This window comes from Cohaesibacter gelatinilyticus, from assembly GCF_900215605.1.
GTDB lineage: Bacteria > Pseudomonadota > Alphaproteobacteria > Rhizobiales > Cohaesibacteraceae > Cohaesibacter > Cohaesibacter gelatinilyticus.
The window spans coordinates 219,111-239,898 of sequence record NZ_OBEL01000001.1 but is presented as its reverse complement, the minus strand read 5'-3'; the positions used below and the strand labels follow the sequence as shown (position 1 = coordinate 239,898).

General features: G+C 49.0%; 22 protein-coding genes. 15 read left to right on the top strand and 7 right to left on the bottom strand.

The window, feature by feature from the left end; genetic code table 11:
• Positions 1–279 precede the first annotated feature (279 nt).
• The 3 genes from CRO57_RS01070 to CRO57_RS01060 all read left to right on the top strand — a co-directional run bounded on the left by CRO57_RS01070 (position 280) and on the right by CRO57_RS01060 (position 2,693).
• On the top strand, positions 280–1,743 hold the full coding sequence (locus tag CRO57_RS01070; RefSeq protein WP_097151562.1) for a sigma 54-interacting transcriptional regulator: 1,464 nt from the start codon (positions 280–282) through the stop codon (positions 1,741–1,743).
• 152 nt (positions 1,744–1,895) lie between these two features.
• Complete coding sequence (locus CRO57_RS01065) at positions 1,896–2,162, top strand: hypothetical protein (RefSeq protein ID WP_097151561.1); 267 nt, start codon at positions 1,896–1,898, stop codon at positions 2,160–2,162.
• Between the two features lie 39 nt (positions 2,163–2,201).
• Complete coding sequence (locus CRO57_RS01060) at positions 2,202–2,693, top strand: GNAT family N-acetyltransferase (protein ID WP_097151560.1); 492 nt, start codon at positions 2,202–2,204, stop codon at positions 2,691–2,693.
• A 138-nt stretch (positions 2,694–2,831) separates the two neighbouring features.
• On the opposite strand, the gene CRO57_RS01055 is transcribed toward CRO57_RS01060, so the two are convergent.
• A complete protein-coding gene (locus CRO57_RS01055) occupies positions 2,832–3,410 on the bottom strand; it encodes an EF-hand domain-containing protein (RefSeq protein ID WP_170955898.1) in 579 nt (192 codons plus the stop codon).
• Positions 3,411–3,797: 387 nt separating this feature from the next.
• On the opposite strand from CRO57_RS01055, the gene CRO57_RS01050 reads away from it, so the two are divergent.
• The 4 genes from CRO57_RS01050 (at position 3,798) to CRO57_RS01035 (ending at position 7,491) form a co-directional block, all read left to right on the top strand.
• Complete coding sequence (locus CRO57_RS01050) at positions 3,798–4,556, top strand: response regulator (RefSeq protein WP_097151558.1); 759 nt, start codon at positions 3,798–3,800, stop codon at positions 4,554–4,556.
• A 4-nt stretch (positions 4,557–4,560) separates the two neighbouring features.
• Complete coding sequence (locus CRO57_RS01045; RefSeq protein ID WP_170955897.1) at positions 4,561–6,132, top strand: ATP-binding protein; 1,572 nt, start codon at positions 4,561–4,563, stop codon at positions 6,130–6,132.
• Positions 6,133–6,321: 189 nt separating this feature from the next.
• A complete protein-coding gene (locus CRO57_RS01040; RefSeq protein WP_097151556.1) occupies positions 6,322–6,846 on the top strand; it encodes a GNAT family N-acetyltransferase in 525 nt (174 codons plus the stop codon).
• A gap of 75 nt (positions 6,847–6,921) precedes the next feature.
• Positions 6,922–7,491, top strand: coding sequence for an AAA family ATPase (locus tag CRO57_RS01035; protein WP_097151555.1), 570 nt, complete (start codon positions 6,922–6,924; stop codon positions 7,489–7,491).
• 18 nt (positions 7,492–7,509) lie between these two features.
• Here the strand turns inward: CRO57_RS01035 and CRO57_RS01030 are convergent, their stop codons facing one another.
• A complete protein-coding gene (locus tag CRO57_RS01030; RefSeq protein ID WP_097151554.1) occupies positions 7,510–9,513 on the bottom strand; it encodes a methyl-accepting chemotaxis protein in 2,004 nt (667 codons plus the stop codon).
• 447 nt (positions 9,514–9,960) lie between these two features.
• On the opposite strand from CRO57_RS01030, the gene groES reads away from it, so the two are divergent.
• From groES to CRO57_RS01015, 3 genes are all read left to right on the top strand, one after another.
• Positions 9,961–10,248, top strand: coding sequence for a co-chaperone GroES (gene groES / locus CRO57_RS01025; protein ID WP_097151553.1), 288 nt, complete (start codon positions 9,961–9,963; stop codon positions 10,246–10,248).
• A gap of 88 nt (positions 10,249–10,336) precedes the next feature.
• Positions 10,337–11,989, top strand: a complete 1,653-nt coding sequence (gene groL / locus CRO57_RS01020) for a chaperonin GroEL (RefSeq protein ID WP_097151552.1) — start codon at positions 10,337–10,339, stop codon at positions 11,987–11,989.
• Between the two features lie 665 nt (positions 11,990–12,654).
• Complete coding sequence (locus tag CRO57_RS01015) at positions 12,655–13,041, top strand: hypothetical protein (RefSeq protein WP_097151551.1); 387 nt, start codon at positions 12,655–12,657, stop codon at positions 13,039–13,041.
• A gap of 27 nt (positions 13,042–13,068) precedes the next feature.
• Here CRO57_RS01015 and CRO57_RS01010 read toward each other — a convergent pair whose 3' ends face one another.
• Positions 13,069–13,701, bottom strand: a complete 633-nt coding sequence (locus CRO57_RS01010) for a class I SAM-dependent methyltransferase (RefSeq protein WP_097151550.1) — start codon at positions 13,699–13,701, stop codon at positions 13,069–13,071.
• Between the two features lie 201 nt (positions 13,702–13,902).
• On the opposite strand from CRO57_RS01010, the gene CRO57_RS01005 reads away from it, so the two are divergent.
• Together CRO57_RS01005 and CRO57_RS01000 are read left to right on the top strand one after the other, a co-directional pair.
• Complete coding sequence (locus tag CRO57_RS01005; RefSeq protein WP_097151549.1) at positions 13,903–14,799, top strand: LysR family transcriptional regulator; 897 nt, start codon at positions 13,903–13,905, stop codon at positions 14,797–14,799.
• Positions 14,800–14,913: 114 nt separating this feature from the next.
• Positions 14,914–15,612, top strand: a complete 699-nt coding sequence (locus CRO57_RS01000; protein WP_097151548.1) for a hypothetical protein — start codon at positions 14,914–14,916, stop codon at positions 15,610–15,612.
• 19 nt (positions 15,613–15,631) lie between these two features.
• Here the strand turns inward: CRO57_RS01000 and CRO57_RS00995 are convergent, their stop codons facing one another.
• Positions 15,632–15,850: a hypothetical protein gene (locus CRO57_RS00995; protein WP_097151547.1), complete on the bottom strand. Its 219-nt coding sequence runs from the start codon at positions 15,848–15,850 to the stop codon at positions 15,632–15,634.
• 31 nt (positions 15,851–15,881) lie between these two features.
• Positions 15,882–16,394, bottom strand: coding sequence for an anthrone oxygenase family protein (locus tag CRO57_RS00990; protein WP_170955896.1), 513 nt, complete (start codon positions 16,392–16,394; stop codon positions 15,882–15,884).
• Between the two features lie 694 nt (positions 16,395–17,088).
• Between CRO57_RS00990 and CRO57_RS00985 the strand changes: the two genes are divergently transcribed.
• A complete protein-coding gene (locus tag CRO57_RS00985) occupies positions 17,089–17,712 on the top strand; it encodes a TetR/AcrR family transcriptional regulator (protein ID WP_097151545.1) in 624 nt (207 codons plus the stop codon).
• 34 nt (positions 17,713–17,746) lie between these two features.
• Here CRO57_RS00985 and CRO57_RS00980 read toward each other — a convergent pair whose 3' ends face one another.
• Complete coding sequence (locus CRO57_RS00980) at positions 17,747–17,959, bottom strand: SlyX family protein (RefSeq protein ID WP_097151544.1); 213 nt, start codon at positions 17,957–17,959, stop codon at positions 17,747–17,749.
• A gap of 219 nt (positions 17,960–18,178) precedes the next feature.
• Between CRO57_RS00980 and CRO57_RS00975 the strand changes: the two genes are divergently transcribed.
• Entirely contained in the window at positions 18,179–18,676 is a 498-nt protein-coding gene (locus CRO57_RS00975; RefSeq protein ID WP_097151543.1) for an RrF2 family transcriptional regulator, read from the top strand.
• Between the two features lies 1 nt (position 18,677).
• Here the strand turns inward: CRO57_RS00975 and CRO57_RS00970 are convergent, their stop codons facing one another.
• Positions 18,678–19,205, bottom strand: coding sequence for a group III truncated hemoglobin (locus CRO57_RS00970; RefSeq protein WP_097151542.1), 528 nt, complete (start codon positions 19,203–19,205; stop codon positions 18,678–18,680).
• Between the two features lie 212 nt (positions 19,206–19,417).
• On the opposite strand from CRO57_RS00970, the gene CRO57_RS00965 reads away from it, so the two are divergent.
• On the top strand, positions 19,418–20,329 hold the full coding sequence (locus tag CRO57_RS00965) for an isocitrate lyase/PEP mutase family protein (RefSeq protein ID WP_170955895.1): 912 nt from the start codon (positions 19,418–19,420) through the stop codon (positions 20,327–20,329).
• Positions 20,330–20,788: the final 459 nt, after the last annotated feature.

Sequence of the window (20,788 nt, the reverse complement as noted above, 5' to 3'; positions counted from 1 at the left end):
GCTCTCTTCTCCCACCTACATCAGCTCTGCCCTCAACCGTTTCAGTCGAAGATGAGGCAGGCCTCTTAGTTTTATCAAAGCGTTAACCAATTCCAACCGCTTTTTTGGGGATTAGAATGCAGAATGGGAGAAAAAAACCTCAAGATTCGCCCAGAACTGCCTGTTGCAAAGATTTTGTTTACCCTAACCGGTCAAAACTGTTTTCAGGTTAGAGCGTAGCATCGGATCTGGCCAGACACAATTTTGATCGGTTTGATCTAAAAGAAAGGCATCGAAATTATGACATCGGGACCAGCGGATCATTCTTCTGTCCGCATCGCAGTTGTGAGTTCTGACCCTGCCTTTCGCCGACTGATCAGCGATCAGCTCTCGGTCCATCTGGATCGAGAATGCGATTTCCAAATCTATGATGGCGAGGTGCCTTCGGCTTTTCTGATGGAGCCAGCCTGTGCTTTGGTTACTTTCGAGATGGAAGAAGAACTCTCGCACCTGTCTCGCTTGGCTTCGCGCCACCCCAATATGATTTTGCTGGCCTTTAGTGAGAATAGTAGTGTTTCGCGGGCCGTCGCCGCCATGCAAGCCGGTGCCCATGATTTCATCGCTCGCCCTGTGAGCGCCGAGGCACTTGGCAAGCGTCTGAGCGAGCTTCTCTCTCAACACCGCCCTGCCCCAAGTCAGGATATGAAGAGCATTCCATCCTCTGCCCCCGCTGTCACTCAATCTGATGACAACAATAGCGATGAGCAGGATGCATTGAAGGATTTTGAGGGCTTCATTGGTCAGTCTCCTGCCATGCAGGGTATCTATGACCAGATCTTGCGCGTTGCCTCTTCCAAGGCCCCTGTCTTTGTGACAGGAGAAAGCGGCACGGGCAAGGAAGTATGTGCTCAGGCTCTTCATGCTCGCTCCAACCGTGCCGATGGTCCTTTCATCGCCATCAATTGTTCAGCGATCCCAGCAGATTTGATGGAATCTGAGATTTTCGGTCATATACAAGGCGCATTTACCGGAGCCACCCAAGATCGCAAAGGGGCAGCCGAGCTTGCCGATGGCGGCACCCTGTTTCTGGATGAAGTAGGCGAAATGCCATTGGATTTGCAGGCCAAGTTGCTTCGCCTGATTCAGACCGGTGCTTTGCGTCGCGTTGGTGGTGCACAAGAAATACCGCTTGATGTCCGCTTTGTGGCTGCGACCAACCGAGAACCGATGGAAGAAGTGCGCGTCGGACGTTTTCGCGAAGATCTATTCTATCGTCTTCATGTACTACCCATCCATCTCCCTCCCCTACGGGAACGACGTGGCGATATCATGCCACTGGCCAATTCCTTCCTGAAGCAATATGCCAGAGAAGAAAATAAACAATTCTGTCTTTTTTCTACAGAGGCCGAGCAGATGCTCACGGCCTATCGCTGGCCGGGCAATGTCAGACAATTGCAAAATACGATCCGCCGTCTGGCTGTCATGTATGACGGAACCGTTGTCGAAGACGAACATTTTCCTGAATTGCTGCGCAAGGATGAGAGCTTCGAGCAGGAACTGAACGATGCCATTTGCGGCTTGCGCCAGATGGGACACGCCATGGCGGATGCCATTCTACCTTTCTGGCAACAGGAAAAACAAATCATCGAAGGAGCCTTGCAGGCATTTGATGGAAATATCTCACGTGCCGCTGCTGCTCTCGAGATCAGCCCATCAACCATCTATCGCAAACGCATGAGTTGGGCGCAAAAAGAAGCCGTTTAACGCAAGTTACCGAGCTTCTTTCTTCCAGACTGCTCTATTCACACTCGACAGCTTGCCTCCGTCCTATTAAGACAGAGGAAAAGTATGATTTTCTACATCGGGCTCATGCAGCTGACATTGCTCGCCTGATGCAAGCAAGTGCGAGTGGATCTATGATTATTTGTGTTCAGGGCCGTTTGACCGAGATGCCAAAACCGCCACAAACCGAGAAAATTCGTCGGAATTTCATCGTGGCCGTGGATTCCAATTCGGTACCTGAGGCAGAAGCGCAAGCAACTCAGGTTCTGACCGAATCCGGTTATGGCTTCATCACTATCAATCAGCGTTTCTCTGTTGAAAAAGCGAGTGGCGATCCGGTAATGGACAAGATCGTCGACGAAGCCCGTCGCGATGGCTTGGCAGTGGCAATTTATCAATAAGCCAGGCGCACCATCCCGGCTCTTCTGAGAGGAATTACCATGTCTTTCAGCTTCATTCGCTCCGCGCGTGATGATGATGGTCCGCTTCTGGCGAAATTGATCGCCGGAATTTTCGCCGACTATGACAATTGCATTTTCGAGCCAACCGAATTCCCAGAGTTGGATCATCCTGCCAGCTATTATGCTGCTAAGGGCGGGCAAATGTGGGTTGTTGAACAGGACGACAAATTGGTCGGCAGTCTCGCCATTTCCGAGACCACTGACGAAGGCATCTTTGAGCTATTCAAGGTCTATGTCGCCAAGGAAACCCGTGGCCAAGGCCTGGCCTGGTCCATGTTCCAGCAAGCCACCGATCTGGTCGATAGTCGTGATGGTCATGAAATCAAACTCTGGACTGACACCCGCTTTGTTGAAGGGCATCAATTCTATGAAAAAATCGGCTTTGAAAAGATGCCGGTCATTCGCCGATTGAATGATGTCTCAAATACTTGGGAATTCTGCTATCGCCTGCGCGCCAAAGAGCCAAGCTGATCAGACTCCCTCTTCTGTTATACATAAAAAAGCGCAGCCATAATGACTGCGCTTTTTTCTTATCCACCAACTTCATTCCTATCAAACCATAGGCTCAACGCCCATGGAGTTGTCGACCGGGTAATGGCATCACCAAACCTAGCTGTTGCCAGAGTCAGCTTGCGCATTGCCACCCTGGCCATTTGGTCCACGCTTGCCAAACCAACCACGTTTCTGGCCGCGATCATTTTTATCAAGCTTGCCATCATCGTTACGATCCATACGATCGAACATAGACAATGCAGGTTCTTTCAACTCTTCAGCAGTCACAGTGCCGGATCCGTCTCGATCCATGCGCTGGAAGGCACGAACCATGCGATCCTGGGTCTGTTTCTGCCACTCGGCCTGGAATTCTTCCAATGTGATGGCTTTGTCGCCATTTTTGTCATTGTCGGCAATTTTCTTGTCGATACCAGCGGTAATTTCTTCCTTGGTCAATGCCTGGTCCTTATTGGTGTCGAACTCTTTCAGCATTTTCATTGGGCCGCGGGAACCACCGCGTTTACCCATAAAGCCCCCTTTATGGCCACCTTTGTTGCCATGCCATCCCTGCTCCTGCTTTCCGCCACAATCGCCGCCGCCGAAGCCGCGAGCCAGAGCATTGTTTGCTGTCAGAGCAGTTGCAGAAACACCAGTGATCAAAGCCAGAGCCAGAGCGATTTTGGTTACAGATTTCATTTCATTATCCTCTCGTGATGGCCAATTCCTCATCGGCCGTTTTGAAGTCATATATGCAGGGCCATTTGGCCGGATTATTGGAATGGACCAAGCTTGGCGGGTCAGGTCCGCCTTGCTTGTCCCGAAGTCTTCGGTTTGCCCGTTTGCGCCCCGTCGATAAGTTGAAATTAGTGAGGCTTTGTCGCAGATGTTTGCCCAAAAACAAGATAAGTGTCGCGCTCTGTAACCGATCAGAGTCATGATACAGTTCGATACAATTTCCTGATTTTTATTTGGAAAAATTAGCTATTCTAAGCTTGTGGACCTGGTGATGAATGGAAATAAGTCTTTACGCTTCCTATTCTATAACCACACCCTGAGACCGAGACCCTTAACCCGGATTTTGATATGGACTCTTCTGCTCACATTCTTGTTGTCGATGATCACCACGAAATTCGCGACCTCTTGTCGAAATATCTTAGCCGCAACGGGTTTCGGGTGAGCGAGGCAGATGGCGGCACCAAAATGCGACAAGTGCTCAAGACCGCTGCCATTGATCTGATTGTGCTGGATGTGATGATGCCAGGGGAAGATGGCCTCACGCTCTGTCGTCATGTTAGAGAAACCGAGAATATTCCCGTGATCCTTCTTACAGCTCTTGGTGAAGAAACAGATCGCATTGTAGGATTGGAGATCGGAGCTGATGATTATGTAACCAAGCCATTCAACCCACGTGAGTTGCTGGCTCGTATCAAATCTGTCCTGCGCCGCAGTCAGAGCGTCCCTGCTGCTCACCAGATCCAGCATGATGAGGACATTCTGGAGTTTGATGGCTGGCGCCTTTATGTGGCGCGACGCGAGCTGTTAAGCCCGGCTGGTGTGACGGTTCCACTGAGTGCGGCTGATTTCCGTCTGCTGGTTACATTTCTGCAGCGCCCGTCTCTGGTTCTGTCGCGCGACCAACTGCTGGATCTGACATCCGGGCGCACTGCGCAATTGTTTGATCGGTCCATCGACAATCAAGTTTCACGCCTTCGTAAAAAAATAGAAGAAGACCCCAAAGCACCCAAATTCATCAAGACCGTACGTGGTGGCGGCTATGTTTTTGCCGCCAAAGTCTCCGGAAAGGTGGAAGACGCGCTAAAAGGACTGGATGCCGAGGACTAAGAAGATGGCCGAGCAAAGATCACATTCTGCGTCTGATGCGAAGCGCGAAAGAGGCTTTCGTCTACGTTTGTGGCCCCGTTCCATTACGGGTCAACTGATGCTGGCTATCTTTCTGGCCGTCGTCATCGCACAGATCTTTGCCATCTTTCTCTTTTCCAAAGAACGGCTGGATGTAGCTCAGAATGTGGTACGCAAGCAGGTTTTGGATCGGACAGCCTCTGTTATCACTTTGCTCAACGAAACCGATGCCAGTCTTCATCGCAATATCCTGCGAGCCGCCGAGGGCACTGGAATTCGCTATAGCTTGCGCAAAAGAACCAGACTTAAATTACCCCGTTCAGGCACACCTGAAGCAGCTTTGGCGAAAAGCTTGCAAAGGCGCGCTGGACTTGAAAAACAAAGTGTACGTGTTCGGGTAACCGATCGTAAATTTTTTCATGGTTGGGGGCGCTCCAAGAGCAAACCCAATAATGACCCATTCTTTGACAGTTCTGCGCGTCAGAGTTTGAGGCTAAATGATAGAGATCAGGACAGCCAGTTTAACCCTCATCCTCCCCGTGATCAGAGAGATAGATCCGCTTCCTTCGGCTCCAAACCGGACAGGAAATGGCCACGCAACAATCATCACAGAAAGAATTTTTCCGCTTGGGATATGGCGGTCGCCGTACCTCTGGATAACGGTGAATGGTTACATGTACAGACTGTGGTTCCCAAGCCACCCAAGACCTGGGGTTTTGTTTTTCTTGTCTCGATGCTGCTGTTGATGCTTCTTATGTTTGCTGCCGTGTTCCTGACTGTTCGTAAACTGACGGCGCCTCTGCGTTCTCTTGAACATGCGGCCCGCAAGTTGGGGCGAGGTGAAGCTCTAGAACCTTTGGAAGAAAAGGGACCTAAAGAACTGGTTGGCACCATTTCCGCTTTCAATAACATGCAAGATCGCCTGATGCGCTTTGTGCAGGACCGTACGCGCATGCTGGCGGCCATCAGTCATGATCTGCGTACGCCCATCACGACCTTACGTCTGCGAGCAGAGTTTGTTGATGATGATGAGATGCGTGACAAGATCCTCGCAACATTGGAAGAGATGCAGGCCATGACCGAGGCTGTTCTGGCCTTTGCTAGAGAAGACGCATCCACCGAGGAAACCAAATCAGTTGATATCGGTGCACTGCTCGCGTCCATGGCTGAGGACTTTTCCGATATGGGCAAGGATGTGTCTTTTGAAGAAAATGGCACTGTTGTTTACGACTGCCGCCCAATGAGCCTGAAACGGGCATTGCGCAACCTGATAGAGAATTCCATTCGTTACGCGGGTTCGGCGGAACTGAGGTTGACTGAAACTTCAGACAGCCTTGTCATTGATGTTCTGGATCATGGTGATGGCATCCCCCAGGAACAAATGGATCAGGTTTTTGCTCCTTTCTTCCGTGTTGAAGCCTCCCGCAATCTTGAAACAGGAGGCGTTGGCCTTGGGCTTTCCATCACCCGAACCATTGTGCGCAGCCATGGCGGTGATGTCAGCTTGGCCAATCGCGCAGAAGGCGGCTTGCAAGCCACCATCACTCTGCCCAAATAGACAGTTACAGTCTCTTCTCTTTACACAAAACCTGTGATTACACAGATTTTGTGTCTTTGGGCTGTCATCATTCTGTCACGCATTCTATTGCATAAAGCCCGGTGAAACTTGGTATTTTCAACATATTGCGGGTCTGCCTGCCATACGGGCGGGCATAGACAGAACCCGGCTAGAACAAGGAATGCCGCAATGGCACAGAATTTTCGTCTGGCCAAGCCAGACCAATGCACTGATATTCGACAGCTTTTCTTTACAGCACTGGCCCCAATGGCCAAGCGCTTGGGCAATGTCATTCCCAATGATGCCTTTAGCGAATTGGCGGACAAAATTGGTGAGCGGAATCTTTATATTCTTGAAGAGGATGGAAAGATTCAGGCCGCAATCGCTTTTCACGAAGAAGATCAGGCTCTGTATATCGACACGTTGGCTGTGCAGCCTGAACTTCAAGGACAGGGACTTGGTTCTCAGCTTCTCAAGGAAGCAGAAATGATTTCCGAGAGCCGCGAGCTGTATCGCCTGAAATTACATACACCAGAAATCATGGATAAGCTGCTGACTTTCTATCATGGCCATGGATATTTCGAGAGCCATCGAGCCTTTCCAGACCACGGGAAAGACAGCACATTGCGGGTGCATTTTACCAAAGAGCTGGTACGTCACGGCATTTCCGCCGACATGGCCCATGAGCATGACCGGACTTTGGCTGACTGTTAAAATCCGCGCACTTGATTTCTCAATGATGACTTGATTAGGCTGGTCGCATCTTTCTTGCCAGCCAATCAACGATACATGCTTGCCAATTCTTTACCCAGACTGATCCTGACCGGACCGGAAAGCACCGGAAAGTCCACCCTCGCCACAACCCTGGCACAGAGACTGGACGCGATGGTCATATCGGAATATCTTCGGGACTATTTCGAACTGCACGGAAGTATCGGTCAGGAAGATTGCATTCCCATCGCTGAAGGACAGTGGCAGCGGGAAAGTGATGCTGCAAAGTTGGCCGATAACAATGGCCAACCTCTTATTTGTGATTGCGATCTGATTTCTTCGTTGGTCTATAATGATCACTATTACAAAGACGGTGATCCGGACTTGAGGAAAGCCTGGGAAACCTGGTCCGGTCGCCATCTGAAAAGTCTCAAACAGCCACCCCACTCTCCCAGGCTTTATCTCTTATGTGGGGTCGACTGGCCGTGGATGGCAGATGATCAACGCGATGCCCCGGATTTGCGCGCATATTTTTATGATGCTTTCAGAACCTGCCTTCAACGCAGTCAGCTAGACTATCTGGAACTGACAGGCAGTCTGGAAGAGCGCCTTGATCAGGTGCTCATCCATTTTCATTTGAGCTCATAAGGTTCCATCGGCTTACTCTTAAACCAATCTGGTTTCTTTTCTGCGCGCATCCAAATCTTGCTCCACGGCATTGAGGAAGGATGTCATGGAACCGGACAAGGCCACAATCACATTATCCAATACAACTGAAACCGCCAGGAAAGCCTTGGCTTCCTCATGAGACGCTGTGATGGATTTGGCTGCTTCATCGACATTGTGCTCGACATCTTGCGCGCCATTCAGAGCTGCCTGCATTTTGCTGGCCATCTCGCTAGCAGAGGAGTTCTGAATATCCACTGAATGTGAGATGACGTTCGTTGCCTCATCCACGCCTCCTATCATTTGGGTGATGGCTTGCAGTGAGGTCGCTGTAGCCTGCGCCGCTTGCTGGATATTCGATATTTGAGTAGCAATCGTTTCCGTTGCTTTGGCGGTTTGACCAGAGAGCTGTTTGACCTCTTCCGCAACCACCGCAAAACCCTTGCCCATTTCTCCGGCTCTTGCCGCCTCAATGGTTGCGTTGAGTGCAAGCAAATTGGTCTGAGCGGCAATTTTGCCAATCAACTCCACGATATCTCCGATCTCCTCGGCAGACTGGTTCAATATATTCATGGACTGGTTGGCTTTTTCTGCGGTCTGACCAGCATGCGTGACGACATCTCCCGCTCTATTGGTCTGCTCCAGAATATCATCCGCTGCTTGCTCCAATTGAGAGGCATTGTTTGACATTTCGCCCATATGGGACGTCGAGACCTGGCTGGATTGGCGTGCAAGATCTGTGCTTCCCTGTGCACGACTGGAAAGTTGATTCAAGCGCTCTGCAGCATTGGAGACCTTGACCGCCTCGCTATTCACACTCTCAATGGCTGCATCGGTTTGCTGGCGGAAAGTATCCAGCATTCGCGCCAAATCATCCTGCCGTTGCAACTCTTTGGCGTTGTCCAATTGTGCCGATTGCTGCAATTGCGATGCTTCCACTACACTGATGTGGAAATTTTCTGCTGCTTTGGCCAGCAATCCCAGCTCGTCCTTGGACCGGATTGCTGGCAATTCAACGCATGCATCCTTGCGACGTATCGCATCCATTGCAGCTGCCAATATACTAAGTGGTTTTGTGATGGATCGGGCAATCAACCAAGAGCTCAGAGCCGAGGTGACCAGCAGGACCGCGGCCAGTATGTAAAAACTGGTTTGAGCTTGTTCCTGAATAGCTACACTTTCTTGCATTTGGATGTCTGCATCACGCATTGCCAGTTCGGCTTGGCCTATCAGCAACTGGATTGTTTCGGACATATGCTCTCTGTGGCTTTTGATCTTTTGCTGAAGCAGTTTTTCGCTTTCAATCCAGGCCAGAAAGTCTTTGCGATAGACCTTCAAAAACCCTTTTAATTCCATACGAGCAACGATCTTGAAGCCAGCAGGTTTCAGAGATGAGACTGTTTTTCTATAAGCTCCCTCAAACTGCTGAACTGCTTTTGGATCCCCAAAAAGCATATAATCTTTTTCGATCTGGCGCATACGCAACAAATGGGCACGTACATTGCCGGATTTATCATCGATGCCTGCCTTCTTAATAAAGAATTCCAGCTTTTCTTCCGCTCGGCGTATTGCAGCACCCAAATACCCCCGCAATCCGTCATCCTGACCGAAGCCAACCCCTTTTTGTAGATCGACCAATTCCTGAAACTGCTCTGACGCCAAGGCCAACCGCGTTAATTCCTTTTTCAGATCTGAACGGGAAGAAACAGGCATCTGAATTTTTCGTATATCGGTGAAAATTTGCGCAACTTCATCTGCCCGTGCTTGCCCTCTCTCAAGCAAGAAGATTTCAGTACTGCGCGCTGCCTGAAGGCTCTTTGCCAGCAATTGCTCAAAAGTTGCGGCCAGATGAAGCGCTTCACTTTCCTTGGCCTTGAGCATCTGGATCGTTGATGTTGTTTTCCAGTTGAGTGTGATTATGCCCAAAAAACCGAAAATCATCAGACATACCAGAGCTGCAATTCTCTGGCGTACTGACAGTCTTGCAAAACCATTGGAGACCATGATTCCTACGCCGTTACTAGTTGCTTACCTACCGGCCACCCTGGTACTGCAAAATTTAATGAAAATATAATTTCAAGAATAAATTTCAAATATACTTGTATTATTCATGTAATTGTCATTATAAATTCTTCTATCTTACATAAATAAAATATGTCTTATATTATAGACATTATGATTTATACAATATTTCCATTGATATCGACAATTTCTTCATCCCTCACCCCACATCGAATTCCCCAATAGCAGGTTTGCAGATCAGAGCTTATCGACAAAAAGAATCTTTTCCGCTTTCTTGACTTCTCATCTCAAGCTGCCTAAATGAGTATCCGTCGTTAGCACTCAATATTGGAGAGTGCTAACACACTTGTTTTTGAGGAGCAGAGTTTGCTCAGGTGCCGCTAATTGGGCTTGGGTGTTCTGCATAACAGACATAGGAAAGTTCATACAATGAAGTTCCGTCCTCTGCATGACCGCGTCGTTGTTCGTCGCGTGGAATCCGAAGAGAAAACCGCTGGTGGTATCATCATTCCAGATACCGCCAAAGAAAAGCCATCTGAAGGCGAAGTAGTTGCTGCAGGCAACGGCGCCCGTGACGAAGCAGGCAACCTGGTTGCTCTGGAAGTCAAAGCTGGCGACCGTGTTCTGTTCGGCAAATGGTCCGGCACCGAAGTTAAAATCGACGGTGAAGATCTGCTGATCATGAAAGAGTCCGACATCATGGGTATCATGGGCTAATCCGCTGAGCTTTTGCTCGTGATTGACCCGATCCGATCCGGATCCCCTCCTTATATACAAGTTATCTAGATTTCAGGAAGAGCACATCATGGCTGCTAAAGAAGTCAAGTTCGGCGCTGACGCGCGTGAGAAAATGCTGCGTGGCGTAGACGTTCTGGCCAACGCTGTAAAAACCACCCTAGGCCCTAAAGGCCGCAACGTGGTTATCGAAAAATCCTTCGGCGCTCCACGCATCACCAAAGATGGTGTTTCCGTTGCCAAGGAAATCGAACTGGAAGATAAGTTCGAGAACATGGGCGCACAGATGGTGCGTGAAGTGGCAAGCAAAACCAACGACGTTGCTGGCGACGGCACCACCACTGCTACCGTTCTGGCTCAGGCTATCGTTCGTGAAGGCTCCAAGTCTGTTGCAGCTGGCATGAACCCAATGGATCTGAAGCGCGGCATCGATCTTGCTGTTATTGAAGCTCATAAGTCTCTTGAAGCTGCTTCCAAGCCAATCAATTCTTCTGAAGAAGTTGCGCAAGTAGGCACCATTTCTGCAAACGGTGAAGCTGAAATCGGCTCCATGATTGCAGAAGCCATGCAGAAAGTTGGCAATGAAGGTGTTATCACCGTTGAGGAAGCCAAGTCTCTGGAAACCGAGCTGGAAGTCGTTGAAGGCATGCAGTTCGACCGTGGTTACCTGTCTCCATACTTCGTAACCAACACCGAGAAAATGATCGCTGATCTGGATGATCCATTCATCCTGCTGCACGAGAAAAAACTGACCAACCTGCAGCCAATGCTTCCTATCCTGGAAAGCGTTGTTCAGTCTTCCCGTCCTCTGCTGATCATTGCTGAAGACATCGAAGGTGAAGCACTGGCTACCCTCGTAGTCAACAAGCTTCGTGGCGGCCTGAAAATTGCTGCTGTTAAAGCTCCAGGCTTTGGTGATCGTCGTAAAGCCATGCTCGAAGACATCGCTATCCTGACCGGCGGCACCGTGATCTCCGAAGATGTTGGCATCAAGCTTGAGTCCGTATCCCTCGACATGCTGGGTACCGCCAAGAAAGTAAACATCTCCAAAGAGAACACCACCATCGTTGATGGCGCTGGCGAAAAAGACGGCATCGAAGCTCGCGTTGCTCAGATCAAGGCTCAGATCGAAGAAACTTCTTCTGACTATGATCGTGAGAAATTGCAGGAGCGTCTGGCTAAACTGGCTGGTGGCGTTGCTGTTATCCGCGTTGGTGGTTCTACCGAGATTGAAGTGAAAGAGCGTAAAGATCGTGTTGACGATGCTCTGAACGCTACTCGCGCTGCTGTTGAAGCTGGTATCGTTCCAGGTGGTGGTACTGCTCTGCTGCGCGCTTCCAAAGCTGTTGAAGCTCTGTCTTCCGACAATGCTGACATCGCTGCTGGCATCAAGATTGTTCTGCGTGCTCTGCAGGCTCCAATCCGTCAGATCGCTGAAAATGCCGGTGTTGAAGGTTCCATCGTTGTCAACAAAGTGCTGGAAGGCGACGATACCCTTGGTTTCGACGCTCAGTCCGAAGCTTACGTAAACATGATCGAAGCTGGCATCATCGACCCAACCAAAGTTGTTCGCACTGCTCTGCAGGATGCAGCTTCCGTTGCTGGTCTGATGGTTACCACCGAAGCTATGGTTGCTGATGCACCTGCTAAAGACGGTGGCGCACCTGCAATGCCTGATATGGGTGGCATGGGCGGCATGGGTGGCATGGGCGGCATGATGTAATCATGACGCTTGGCTAACCTAGCTAAGACTTACAAGAAAGCCGGATCGTTCGATCCGGCTTTTTTATTTGCCCCATGCCCATGCATTCTTAAGCTTTGTGCGCATCCGCGCACGTGTGGCGGCATGATGTAATCACGTAGCTCTAAGCACCTCGCTTAGATTTACGGAAAAGGCCGGATCATTTGATCCGGCCTTTTTCTTTTGCCTCACGCCCATGCGCATTTTGCTTTTGCTCGTCCTCGGGGCTAAAGCCCCTGCGGGCGATGCGGGGACGGCATGATGTAATCATGACGCTTGGCTAACCTAGCTAAGACTTACAAGAAAGCCGGATCATTCGATCCGGCTTTTTTATTTGCCCCATGCCCATGCATTCTTAAGCTTTGTGCGCATCCGCGCACGTGTGGCGGCATGATGTAATCACGTAGCTCTAAGCACCTCGCTTAGATTTACGGAAAAGGCCGGATCATTCGATCCGGCCTTTTTCTTTTGCCTCATACTCATGCGCTTTTTGCCTTTGCTCGTCCCCGCCTCTCCTGTGACCCATTCGAAGATGAAATAATGGAAACTGCCAGATATCTAAAGCGACCCTCAGGGATTGCAATCTCCGCAAGGCGCCCCACATTCAAATTTCAATGATATATTTTTTAGCTTGTTGAGGCTTTTCCATGTTTCCAGACAATCTATCATCCAGCAAATTTGCCAGGCGAAACTTCATCTATGTTTCGCTCCTCATATTTCTTTGTTTTGGAGCGATTATCGACGAGTTTTTTGGTCTTTGGAATGCCTATAACCTGACATGGAATGACGCAGTCCAAATGATAGGCGTCATTATTCTTACTCTCCTATGGCAGCAAGCAGATGCTACTGCTCTCAGAATTCGCCCAAGTTATACCAGCAAATTTTTGACGGTCATCTTCAGTCCTTTGGGTATGGCTGTTTATCTTTTTCAAAGTCGAACATGGAAATCGGCACTCCTCACCTATTTAGTTTTCTGCGGCGGGATTTTTCTAGTTTTTGGGCTGTTCAGTGTTGCTCTCAGCTGGCTGTTTTAGGGCTTTATTCTCAAACATTTGAAATTTCTAAATCTTTCGCGCCACTACAAAGCGGCAAGGCGGATCGGCAGGGTAATTGCCGGTCTCGATGATTTTGAAACCGGCGTCTTCAATCAATGCTTCCAGTTCCGGGGTTTCCATGAAATTGACATAAGGTGCTTTGCCAATCAGCTGCATCAATGGAAGCACGGCTATCATCAGTCGGAATTTCAGTGAACTGCTTTTGGATGGACTGCAGACCGTCTTGGAAATGAAATATCCACCGGGCTTTAGAAGCGTGTGAGCCTTGGCCATCGCCTCCGCAGCATTATCCAGCAAATGTATGAGATTGTAAGCGAGAACGGCATCCAACGGTTCCGCTTCAATGTCTGTCACACCCCCGGCCATGAATTCAATATTCTCTGCCTTGGCATCGAAAGCCTTCTCCTTAGCAATCACTATCATCTCTTGCGCAATATCACTGCCAGTATAATGAGCGACCTTGTCCGCCAATCTAAGCGCTGTTGTGCCTGTTCCACACCCCAGCTCCAACACTCTATCATTTGGCGACAAGTAAGCCGCTGTACGCTCCATGGTATAATCATAGGCCTGCATGTCCCTGATTGGGGAGCGCGCATATTTGGCCGCCACACCATTCCAGAATGTTGCTGCGTCACGCATTGGATATCTCCTGTACAGGCATTCAATCAGGCATCGCTATTATTCAATAGCAAGTGGTGATTTGGACTTTACTTGGATGCGCGCTCCTGTCCTGAAAGACTGCTGCTTTTCGAGAGCGCGCTTTAAGCTGTTCACACAACCTATTCATACAAAAACAAAAGAGAAATTGCCTAAATCTGCATTTTTGATATACGAATATGTATGAACTGGCAGCAAATATCCTTTGATTGGAATCAGGTCAGAGCCTTTCTCGTGACCGCAGAAGAAGGCTCATTGTCTGCGGCTGCGCGCGCTTTGGGTCTGACGCAGCCCACATTAAGCCGGCAGGTCATGGCGCTGGAAGAGCAACTTGGCGTCACATTGTTCGAACGGGTTGGCAAGACGTTGCGTCTTACCCAGTCCGGGAAAGATTTGCTGGATCATGTACGTGAAATGGGCGAGGCAGCGCGCAAGTTCTCCCTTGTGGCCTCCGGTCAATCGCAATCAATTTCTGGCACTGTCAGCGTTACAGCCAGCGATACAATGGCCTATGAAAATCTGCCAGCCTTTCTTCTTCAATTGCGGAGCGAAGCTCCGCTCATCGACATAGAAGTGATTGCCGACAACGAGATCAGTGATCTATTAAGACGTGAAGCTGATATTGCCATCCGCCATGTTCGACCTGAGGAACCAGATCTGATTGCCCGTCTTGTGGGCGAAATTACTGGTAGTTTCTATGCGTCTCATAACTATCTGACAGTGCATGGTCGCCCTCAGAGAATTGAAGATTTAAGCCAGCATCATTTTGTAGGATTTGGCGACAGGGACAGGATGGTTCAATATTTGCTGGCTATGGGCTTACCCATCAGCAAGGAGCAATTTCATGTCACCTCCAAGAGTGGAATTGTCGCTTGGAAGATGGTTTGCGAAGGGATTGGCATTAGCATGATGTCCGATCAAGTCGCGCTTTCCTATCCAGAGGTCGAACGCCTGTCTCTACCGATTGAGCCGCTTCGCATTCCGATTTGGCTAACTACTCATCGGGAATTGCATACCAGCAGAAAAATCCGCCTCGTCTTTGACAAGTTGGCGAACTATCTTACTTCATTATCACCGTGAGAATAGCTTCCTATCGTAGCTAGCCGCCCAAAAGCGGCAGCAAACCTGTCAAACTTAACGTATCCCTTACATTTCCATGAGTAGCTAACTCAGGGTTGTATTTGGGAGGGACAAATGGAATTTTTGCCACGCGCTGACCTATTGGAGCGCAATGGATATTTTGGTCGATTTTGCAGAAAATGGCAGGAAAATCGCTATCACCCCAGCTTTAGCACTTTTCGCCCGGACGAGATGATCGTTGATGACGATGGAAAAAGTTTGGTAGTTGATCAGGAAGAATGTGATCGTCTCAATGCAAAAATGGAGGAAGAATATCTAGCGATGCTCGACCAGGCATTTCCCGATCATATTCTGCCCTCAAGGATGATCGAACGCAAAATCACTGCCGAAGAAGAAAGCAAGGATGAGAAAATCGCAGCCTTGAGCCGAGGCCTGTTTGATATCATGAACCAGCTCAATTGGACGCAAATACTCTTGATCAGTCTTCATCCACTCAGTCCATTTCTGGAGATTGGGCAGGATTATGAACCTTTTAAGCAAGCCAGACTGACATTGGAATCACAAGGCATGCCTCATGACTTCAAGGGTGGGATCATTCTGGAGCGAGCAGAAGTGGTAACCTATCTCCCAATGCTTCTTATTGGAGTGTTTGTTCAAGCTGTTCCATTGGCATTCGCTCCCTCTAAAGATCAAGGAATTTTTGGAGCCTTTTCAGATTGCGGCATGATTCATACATTTTTCAGCGGCCTGATTGAACAGCGGAGTTTTGAAGGTGCGGCAACATCCGCCGATCTGATACCCGAGCCTGTCTGAACCAAGCGAGATGTTGGCCTCAATCGCCAACACTCCAACCGCCAATCCGGGCAAGCGTAGCCTCCACCTCATCCTGGATCGTTTTATACTCGGGATCAGAGGTCACAAAGGCATGCCCAGGGCGATGGGCGTCTGCTCGCTGCAAAAGTGTCTTGTCTTTATCTCTACCAAGATCGGATGCAATCAGGATCAGCTCATCGGAAATATCCCGATCCAATAGGGCTCGGTAAGCTTCCATAAGATTGCCCCCCTTTTCCTTGTCCTTTGGTTCAAGACACTCGCTCGGGCGAAGCTTGGAGCTGACTTATGGCACATGCGCAAATCAAAAGGGCCAGCATCGTGGTCATGGTGCGAAATGTGTTCCAAAATGTCCAGGTGGGTGCGTAAGACCACCAAAGATCCGAGGTCGCAGCAAAATCAGTCGGAACGCTCTGTATTCCCAATGCGTCATTCATGGGAACATTGATCATACCTGTCGGAATGACAGCTCCAAACAGATAGATCAGGCTAGCCAGAGCAAGCCAGATAGACGCTCGTTTCTGATGATTTCGCCATAATAACAACGCCCCAACCAAGCCCACAGGAATGGTGAGGAAAAACGTCGGATTGCGGATTGTGATATTGAGACTTTGCATGGCCGCAATTGCCACCTGAGGTTGCGCATGATTAAGTCCCGGCATGACCGACACACTATAGGAATAGAAAAACCCTGCCATCAATCCGAGCATGATCAATAGAACAAGAATATATTTATTTGTCAAAAGGTTAGAACACGATATCATATCAGGATCCTTTATCTGCATAAAAGTTGGGTTTGACCGCAAGAATTGATGCCTGACTCATCCAGCCTTGCTGATTTGTCGATATCACAACAGTACATATATATACACTTTATTTCAAAAAACCTGGCAATATAGACCATACATGGCGGGAACTTTGGAATATTTCCGAAGGAACCGCACATCTGCGCTGACCTGACCATATCTATCTCGCTGAAACCATATGGCCGAGGCGAGTTACAAGGGAACCGCAAACACTTTAAACCACTTTATCACCAAGCAATTTTGAGAAAAACAGAACTGAGTAGCTTTCGATCTTCTCATATATTTTCACTCCTCTGTGCATTACCATTCCCCAAAAGCTTCGCCATCATTCCAGCTGCACATCAGTCAACAACCTTTCTGACATCGGTTCACAAATCGCCAAGCACCGTGGAGCAATGGGTGAAAATTCGTCGTCCTTTCATTTGGTATTGCCGGCCTTGTCGAATTTGGCCATGGTCGATCTTTACCCTGTTTTAATACTCTTGGTTGCTTTCACTTGAATTTACACCACCAAATCCGTACACTGATATACACCAATTTAGATTGTAGTCTGATGGGATGCCCCGATAAATGAGTTGTCTCGGCTTTTTTCTGCCGCTAACTATCAAGCGGGTTCCTTTTATAATGATGACCAGTTTCCCGGGAGTGGGACGTGCAGGCGAAGACACGTGAGCAACGGCAACAGGAGATTATGGAGGCCGCTTTTCAGGTTCTGGCTGAAAAGGGCTATCGTAGTACCTCCATGCTGTCTATCGCCAAGAAGGCCAACGCTTCCAACCAAACACTTTATCGCTGGTATGGTTCCAAGGAGGAGTTGTTTTCCTCACTAGTGAAAGCGAATGCCAGCGAAGCAACGGAATTACTTGAAAAGACGGTTCAGACCCATAAACCAGTAGAAGAGACCTTGACCAAACTCGGTGTGGTATTGCTGCAACTTATCACCAGCAAACGGGCAATTTTGTTGAACCGGGCTGCTGCGGCTGATGCTTCTGAAACTGGGAAACTGGGGAAGACCATCGCCGAATTTGGTCGTTCTTCAGTCCGCCCCCTACTCATCCATTATCTTCAGCGGGCCAGCGAGGCCGGTGAACTTGAGCTCGGCGCCGCCGCTGATGTCGATGATGCTGCTGAAACATATTTCAATCTTCTGATTGGCGACATACAAATCAGACGGGTTATCGGCGTGGTCGAAGTGCTGAAGCGGCGCGAGGCACAAGCTCGATCTGAACGAGCCTGTCGACAATTCTTGCGGCTGTTTGGCCCCAAAGCACTCTGATCATTGTTCTTTCAGTTTCGACTGTCAGATTGAATTAGTAGTGAGGAGGCTTCTTATTGGCGGATGGCGCTTCCATACCGTCTTCCAATTCGGCCAATGCTTCTTTCAAAATACCAACCTGACGACCAAGGCGATCTATCATATCCCATTGCTTTGCCACCATTTCCGATAATTCATCAATCGTGCCGGACTGGTGGGTAACCTGAATTTCCAGATCGACAATGCGTTCTTCCAGTTGCTCTTCCATTCCTGATGCCTTCTCGTAAAAATGATATTCTTATCTGATGTGCCAGATTATCAGGGCCAAGAGCAAGCCCGGATTGATCCGCTCACACACAAATAATTGCTCAGATCCGACTTGCTATGCCAGCTCCCTTGCTAACCCGTCATTGTGCAGTTTGACCATGCTCAAGGAGAGAACCGGGTCGGTCCATTATGAGCAAGAGAGTATGAAAAGGATACCGGTATGAGACTTGCCCGAGGAACCGATTTTGCTTATCGCATCTTGATGCTTGCTGCCATGAACCGCAAACGTAGTCTGACCATTGAAATGGCATCTCAGGCTCTTGGTTTATCTCGGGCCCATTTAATGAAGTTGATCGCCAAATTGTCAGCTCATGGCTTTCTGGAAACCACCAGAGGGCGTGGTGGTGGTATGGTCCTTGGCAAGGAACCAAAGGATATTCGACTTGGCGATGTCGCAGAGGTCATGGAAGCTGATTTTGGGCTCGTCGAATGTCTTTATCGTGATGAAAGTCATTGTGCCATGTTTGGCGGATGCGAACTGACCTTTATCATGCATCGTGCCGTCCGTGGATTTCTGGACCTGTTGAATGATTATAGTCTGGACGATATTTTGACCAAATCACAAAATTCTGAGGATCTGATATTGCCTGCTTGCTTCCAATGCGATGGCCAGCCCGCCAAACCGGAAACTACAAACAAGCCCAATTCCGAAAGCTGACTCAGCGCGCCTGCTCTTGCCGGGCTTCATCGATTATATCCTGTTTCATAACACCATTTTCGAATGCATTGGGGGGAGCAATGACCCCTTTCAGAAAAATTGCCATTTGCAGACTTTTGGCAATTGTTTCCGCCCGGTTGATGAATAAAGCAGCAGCTCCTGACGTACAAACTTCATGCGCCGTTTCTCGGAAAAGTTCCAGCCAGGTCGCAAAATCTCCGGGCTCGAGATCTGTCATTTTCATATGAGCAGGCACGGGACGTCCTTGGTACTCTGCGGTTTGCATGACAACAGAACGCCAGAAACCTTTCATTTGATCAAGATGTTCCGGCCACTCCTTGCTCATGTCTTTTGCAAAAAGCCTTGCCAATCGCTCATGCTTGCGAACTTTGGTGTAGAATGCCTCAACCAGACGATCAACCATCTCATGTGTGATAGATGGTTCCAATGGTTTCCCGGATCGCGTGAATCGGGTTATCGGGCGACCGCGAAGTTCTTGCTCATCAATCATTTTGCCTTGATCCGACATCTGCTTCCCAATCCTTATCATTCGCGCCTTTACAGTTGCTTCGACATCAGAACTGCACCGGTTGCGCTCCACATAAAGCAGAGTAGGCACAAGTGCAAGTCGAGTGAGAAACTGGCGCCTGTGGGGACAGTCTGACTTTTGCTTGCACTCATTGTATCGAGCTTTTAGGGTCGAGCGGAATTTTCTTGCCCGCTTTGCGCGAAAGTCCCATCATGACCAAATCCTCCCCTTCTTCATCGACCAGCATTTCTGGCCCTTCTGCCCAATTGCGCAAGCTGCTGGATGAACCACGCTGTCACATCATGCCCTGTGCTTTTGATGCCCTGTCCGCACGCATGATCCAGCAAACTGGTTTTGATATCGGATTCATGACCGGATTTGGTGTTTCCGCTTCGCGGATTGGGCAACCCGATACGGGTCTGATTTCCTATGGAGAAATGATCGATAGCGGGCGCAATATCTGCGCTGCCGCCCCTCAATTGCCACTTATCGGCGACGGAGATACTGGATATGGGAATGCTCTGAATGTGAAACGAACTGTCAAAGGCTATGCCCAAGCTGGCTTTGCTGGAATCATGATCGAAGACCAATTGGCCCCCAAACGCTGCGGACATACGAAAGGGAAGCTGGTCGTCGAGCGCAACGAGGCAATTTCCCGTATTCAGGCTGCGGTGGATGCAAGGGACGAAGGAGCCGACATTCTGATCATGGCCCGCACTGATGCCCGTCATCAGCATGGTCTCGATGAAGCTTTGGAGCGGGCGGCAGCTTTCAAGGAAGCTGGTGCTGATATCCTGTTCGTGGAAGCGCCACACAGTCTGGCAGAATTGAAAGAAATTGCCCAAGCTGTACCCCACAAACATATGGCCAATATGGTAGAAGGTGGCGCAACGCCAATACTAGATGCCAAAACTCTTTATGAAGCAGGTTATAATCTAGCCGCTTACCCCCTTACGTTGCTATCCGCTGCAGCCAAGGCGATGCAGTCCGCTTTGACAACACTTAAGAACGGGGGCCATCCCGCAGACCTGTTGCTGGAGTTTGATGATCTCAAACAGGTAGTTGGCTTCGATGCCTATTATGAGGAAGAAAAGCCTTATTCAACATCACGAGAACTGGTTTAGAATGACGCACTGTCTCCAAAATGCAGCATAGCCCAGTCTATTTGGGTCAATATTACCGAAAAGAAAGAACGAATCTGCAATGCGGAGAATATCAACCCAAATGAGGTTCGCCCCTCATTTGGAGGGTCACTTTTTCACAGTACTATAGTCGACTTCACGCTTTTATGCTTTCATTCATGCCAATTTCAGGCATTCCCGCAAGAAGCGAAAAGCAACCATCCTTTCTCACATTCCGACAAAGGACGAAGCTAAAACTCCTTTTTATGTCATTTTTTAGAATTTTTTTCTACAAAATAGTCAATTCCCTAACTGAATAAGGTATCATTGCGTAATTCGGACTGCAGAAGACAGTCTATACATAGTGATGCAAACACATTTCATATGGCAAAAGCACCTGTCCTGACCTATACTATTTATAGAAAGTCGAACGTTGCTAGTGACCACATTCGTCCCCCAAAT

Coding starts and splice junctions, on each gene's coding strand:
- CRO57_RS01070 (WP_097151562.1), top strand. CDS start 280: ATGACATCGGGACCAGCGGATCATTCTTCTGTCCGCATCGCAGTTGTG.
- CRO57_RS01065 (WP_097151561.1), top strand. CDS start 1,896: ATGATTATTTGTGTTCAGGGCCGTTTGACCGAGATGCCAAAACCGCCA.
- CRO57_RS01060 (WP_097151560.1), top strand. CDS start 2,202: ATGTCTTTCAGCTTCATTCGCTCCGCGCGTGATGATGATGGTCCGCTT.
- CRO57_RS01055 (WP_170955898.1), bottom strand. CDS start 3,410: ATGAAATCTGTAACCAAAATCGCTCTGGCTCTGGCTTTGATCACTGGT.
- CRO57_RS01050 (WP_097151558.1), top strand. CDS start 3,798: ATGGACTCTTCTGCTCACATTCTTGTTGTCGATGATCACCACGAAATT.
- CRO57_RS01045 (WP_170955897.1), top strand. CDS start 4,561: ATGGCCGAGCAAAGATCACATTCTGCGTCTGATGCGAAGCGCGAAAGA.
- CRO57_RS01040 (WP_097151556.1), top strand. CDS start 6,322: ATGGCACAGAATTTTCGTCTGGCCAAGCCAGACCAATGCACTGATATT.
- CRO57_RS01035 (WP_097151555.1), top strand. CDS start 6,922: ATGCTTGCCAATTCTTTACCCAGACTGATCCTGACCGGACCGGAAAGC.
- CRO57_RS01030 (WP_097151554.1), bottom strand. CDS start 9,513: ATGGTCTCCAATGGTTTTGCAAGACTGTCAGTACGCCAGAGAATTGCA.
- groES (WP_097151553.1), top strand. CDS start 9,961: ATGAAGTTCCGTCCTCTGCATGACCGCGTCGTTGTTCGTCGCGTGGAA.
- groL (WP_097151552.1), top strand. CDS start 10,337: ATGGCTGCTAAAGAAGTCAAGTTCGGCGCTGACGCGCGTGAGAAAATG.
- CRO57_RS01015 (WP_097151551.1), top strand. CDS start 12,655: ATGTTTCCAGACAATCTATCATCCAGCAAATTTGCCAGGCGAAACTTC.
- CRO57_RS01010 (WP_097151550.1), bottom strand. CDS start 13,701: ATGCGTGACGCAGCAACATTCTGGAATGGTGTGGCGGCCAAATATGCG.
- CRO57_RS01005 (WP_097151549.1), top strand. CDS start 13,903: ATGAACTGGCAGCAAATATCCTTTGATTGGAATCAGGTCAGAGCCTTT.
- CRO57_RS01000 (WP_097151548.1), top strand. CDS start 14,914: ATGGAATTTTTGCCACGCGCTGACCTATTGGAGCGCAATGGATATTTT.
- CRO57_RS00995 (WP_097151547.1), bottom strand. CDS start 15,850: ATGGAAGCTTACCGAGCCCTATTGGATCGGGATATTTCCGATGAGCTG.
- CRO57_RS00990 (WP_170955896.1), bottom strand. CDS start 16,394: ATGATATCGTGTTCTAACCTTTTGACAAATAAATATATTCTTGTTCTA.
- CRO57_RS00980 (WP_097151544.1), bottom strand. CDS start 17,959: ATGGAAGAGCAACTGGAAGAACGCATTGTCGATCTGGAAATTCAGGTT.
- CRO57_RS00975 (WP_097151543.1), top strand. CDS start 18,179: ATGAGACTTGCCCGAGGAACCGATTTTGCTTATCGCATCTTGATGCTT.
- CRO57_RS00970 (WP_097151542.1), bottom strand. CDS start 19,205: ATGTCGGATCAAGGCAAAATGATTGATGAGCAAGAACTTCGCGGTCGC.
- CRO57_RS00965 (WP_170955895.1), top strand. CDS start 19,418: ATGACCAAATCCTCCCCTTCTTCATCGACCAGCATTTCTGGCCCTTCT.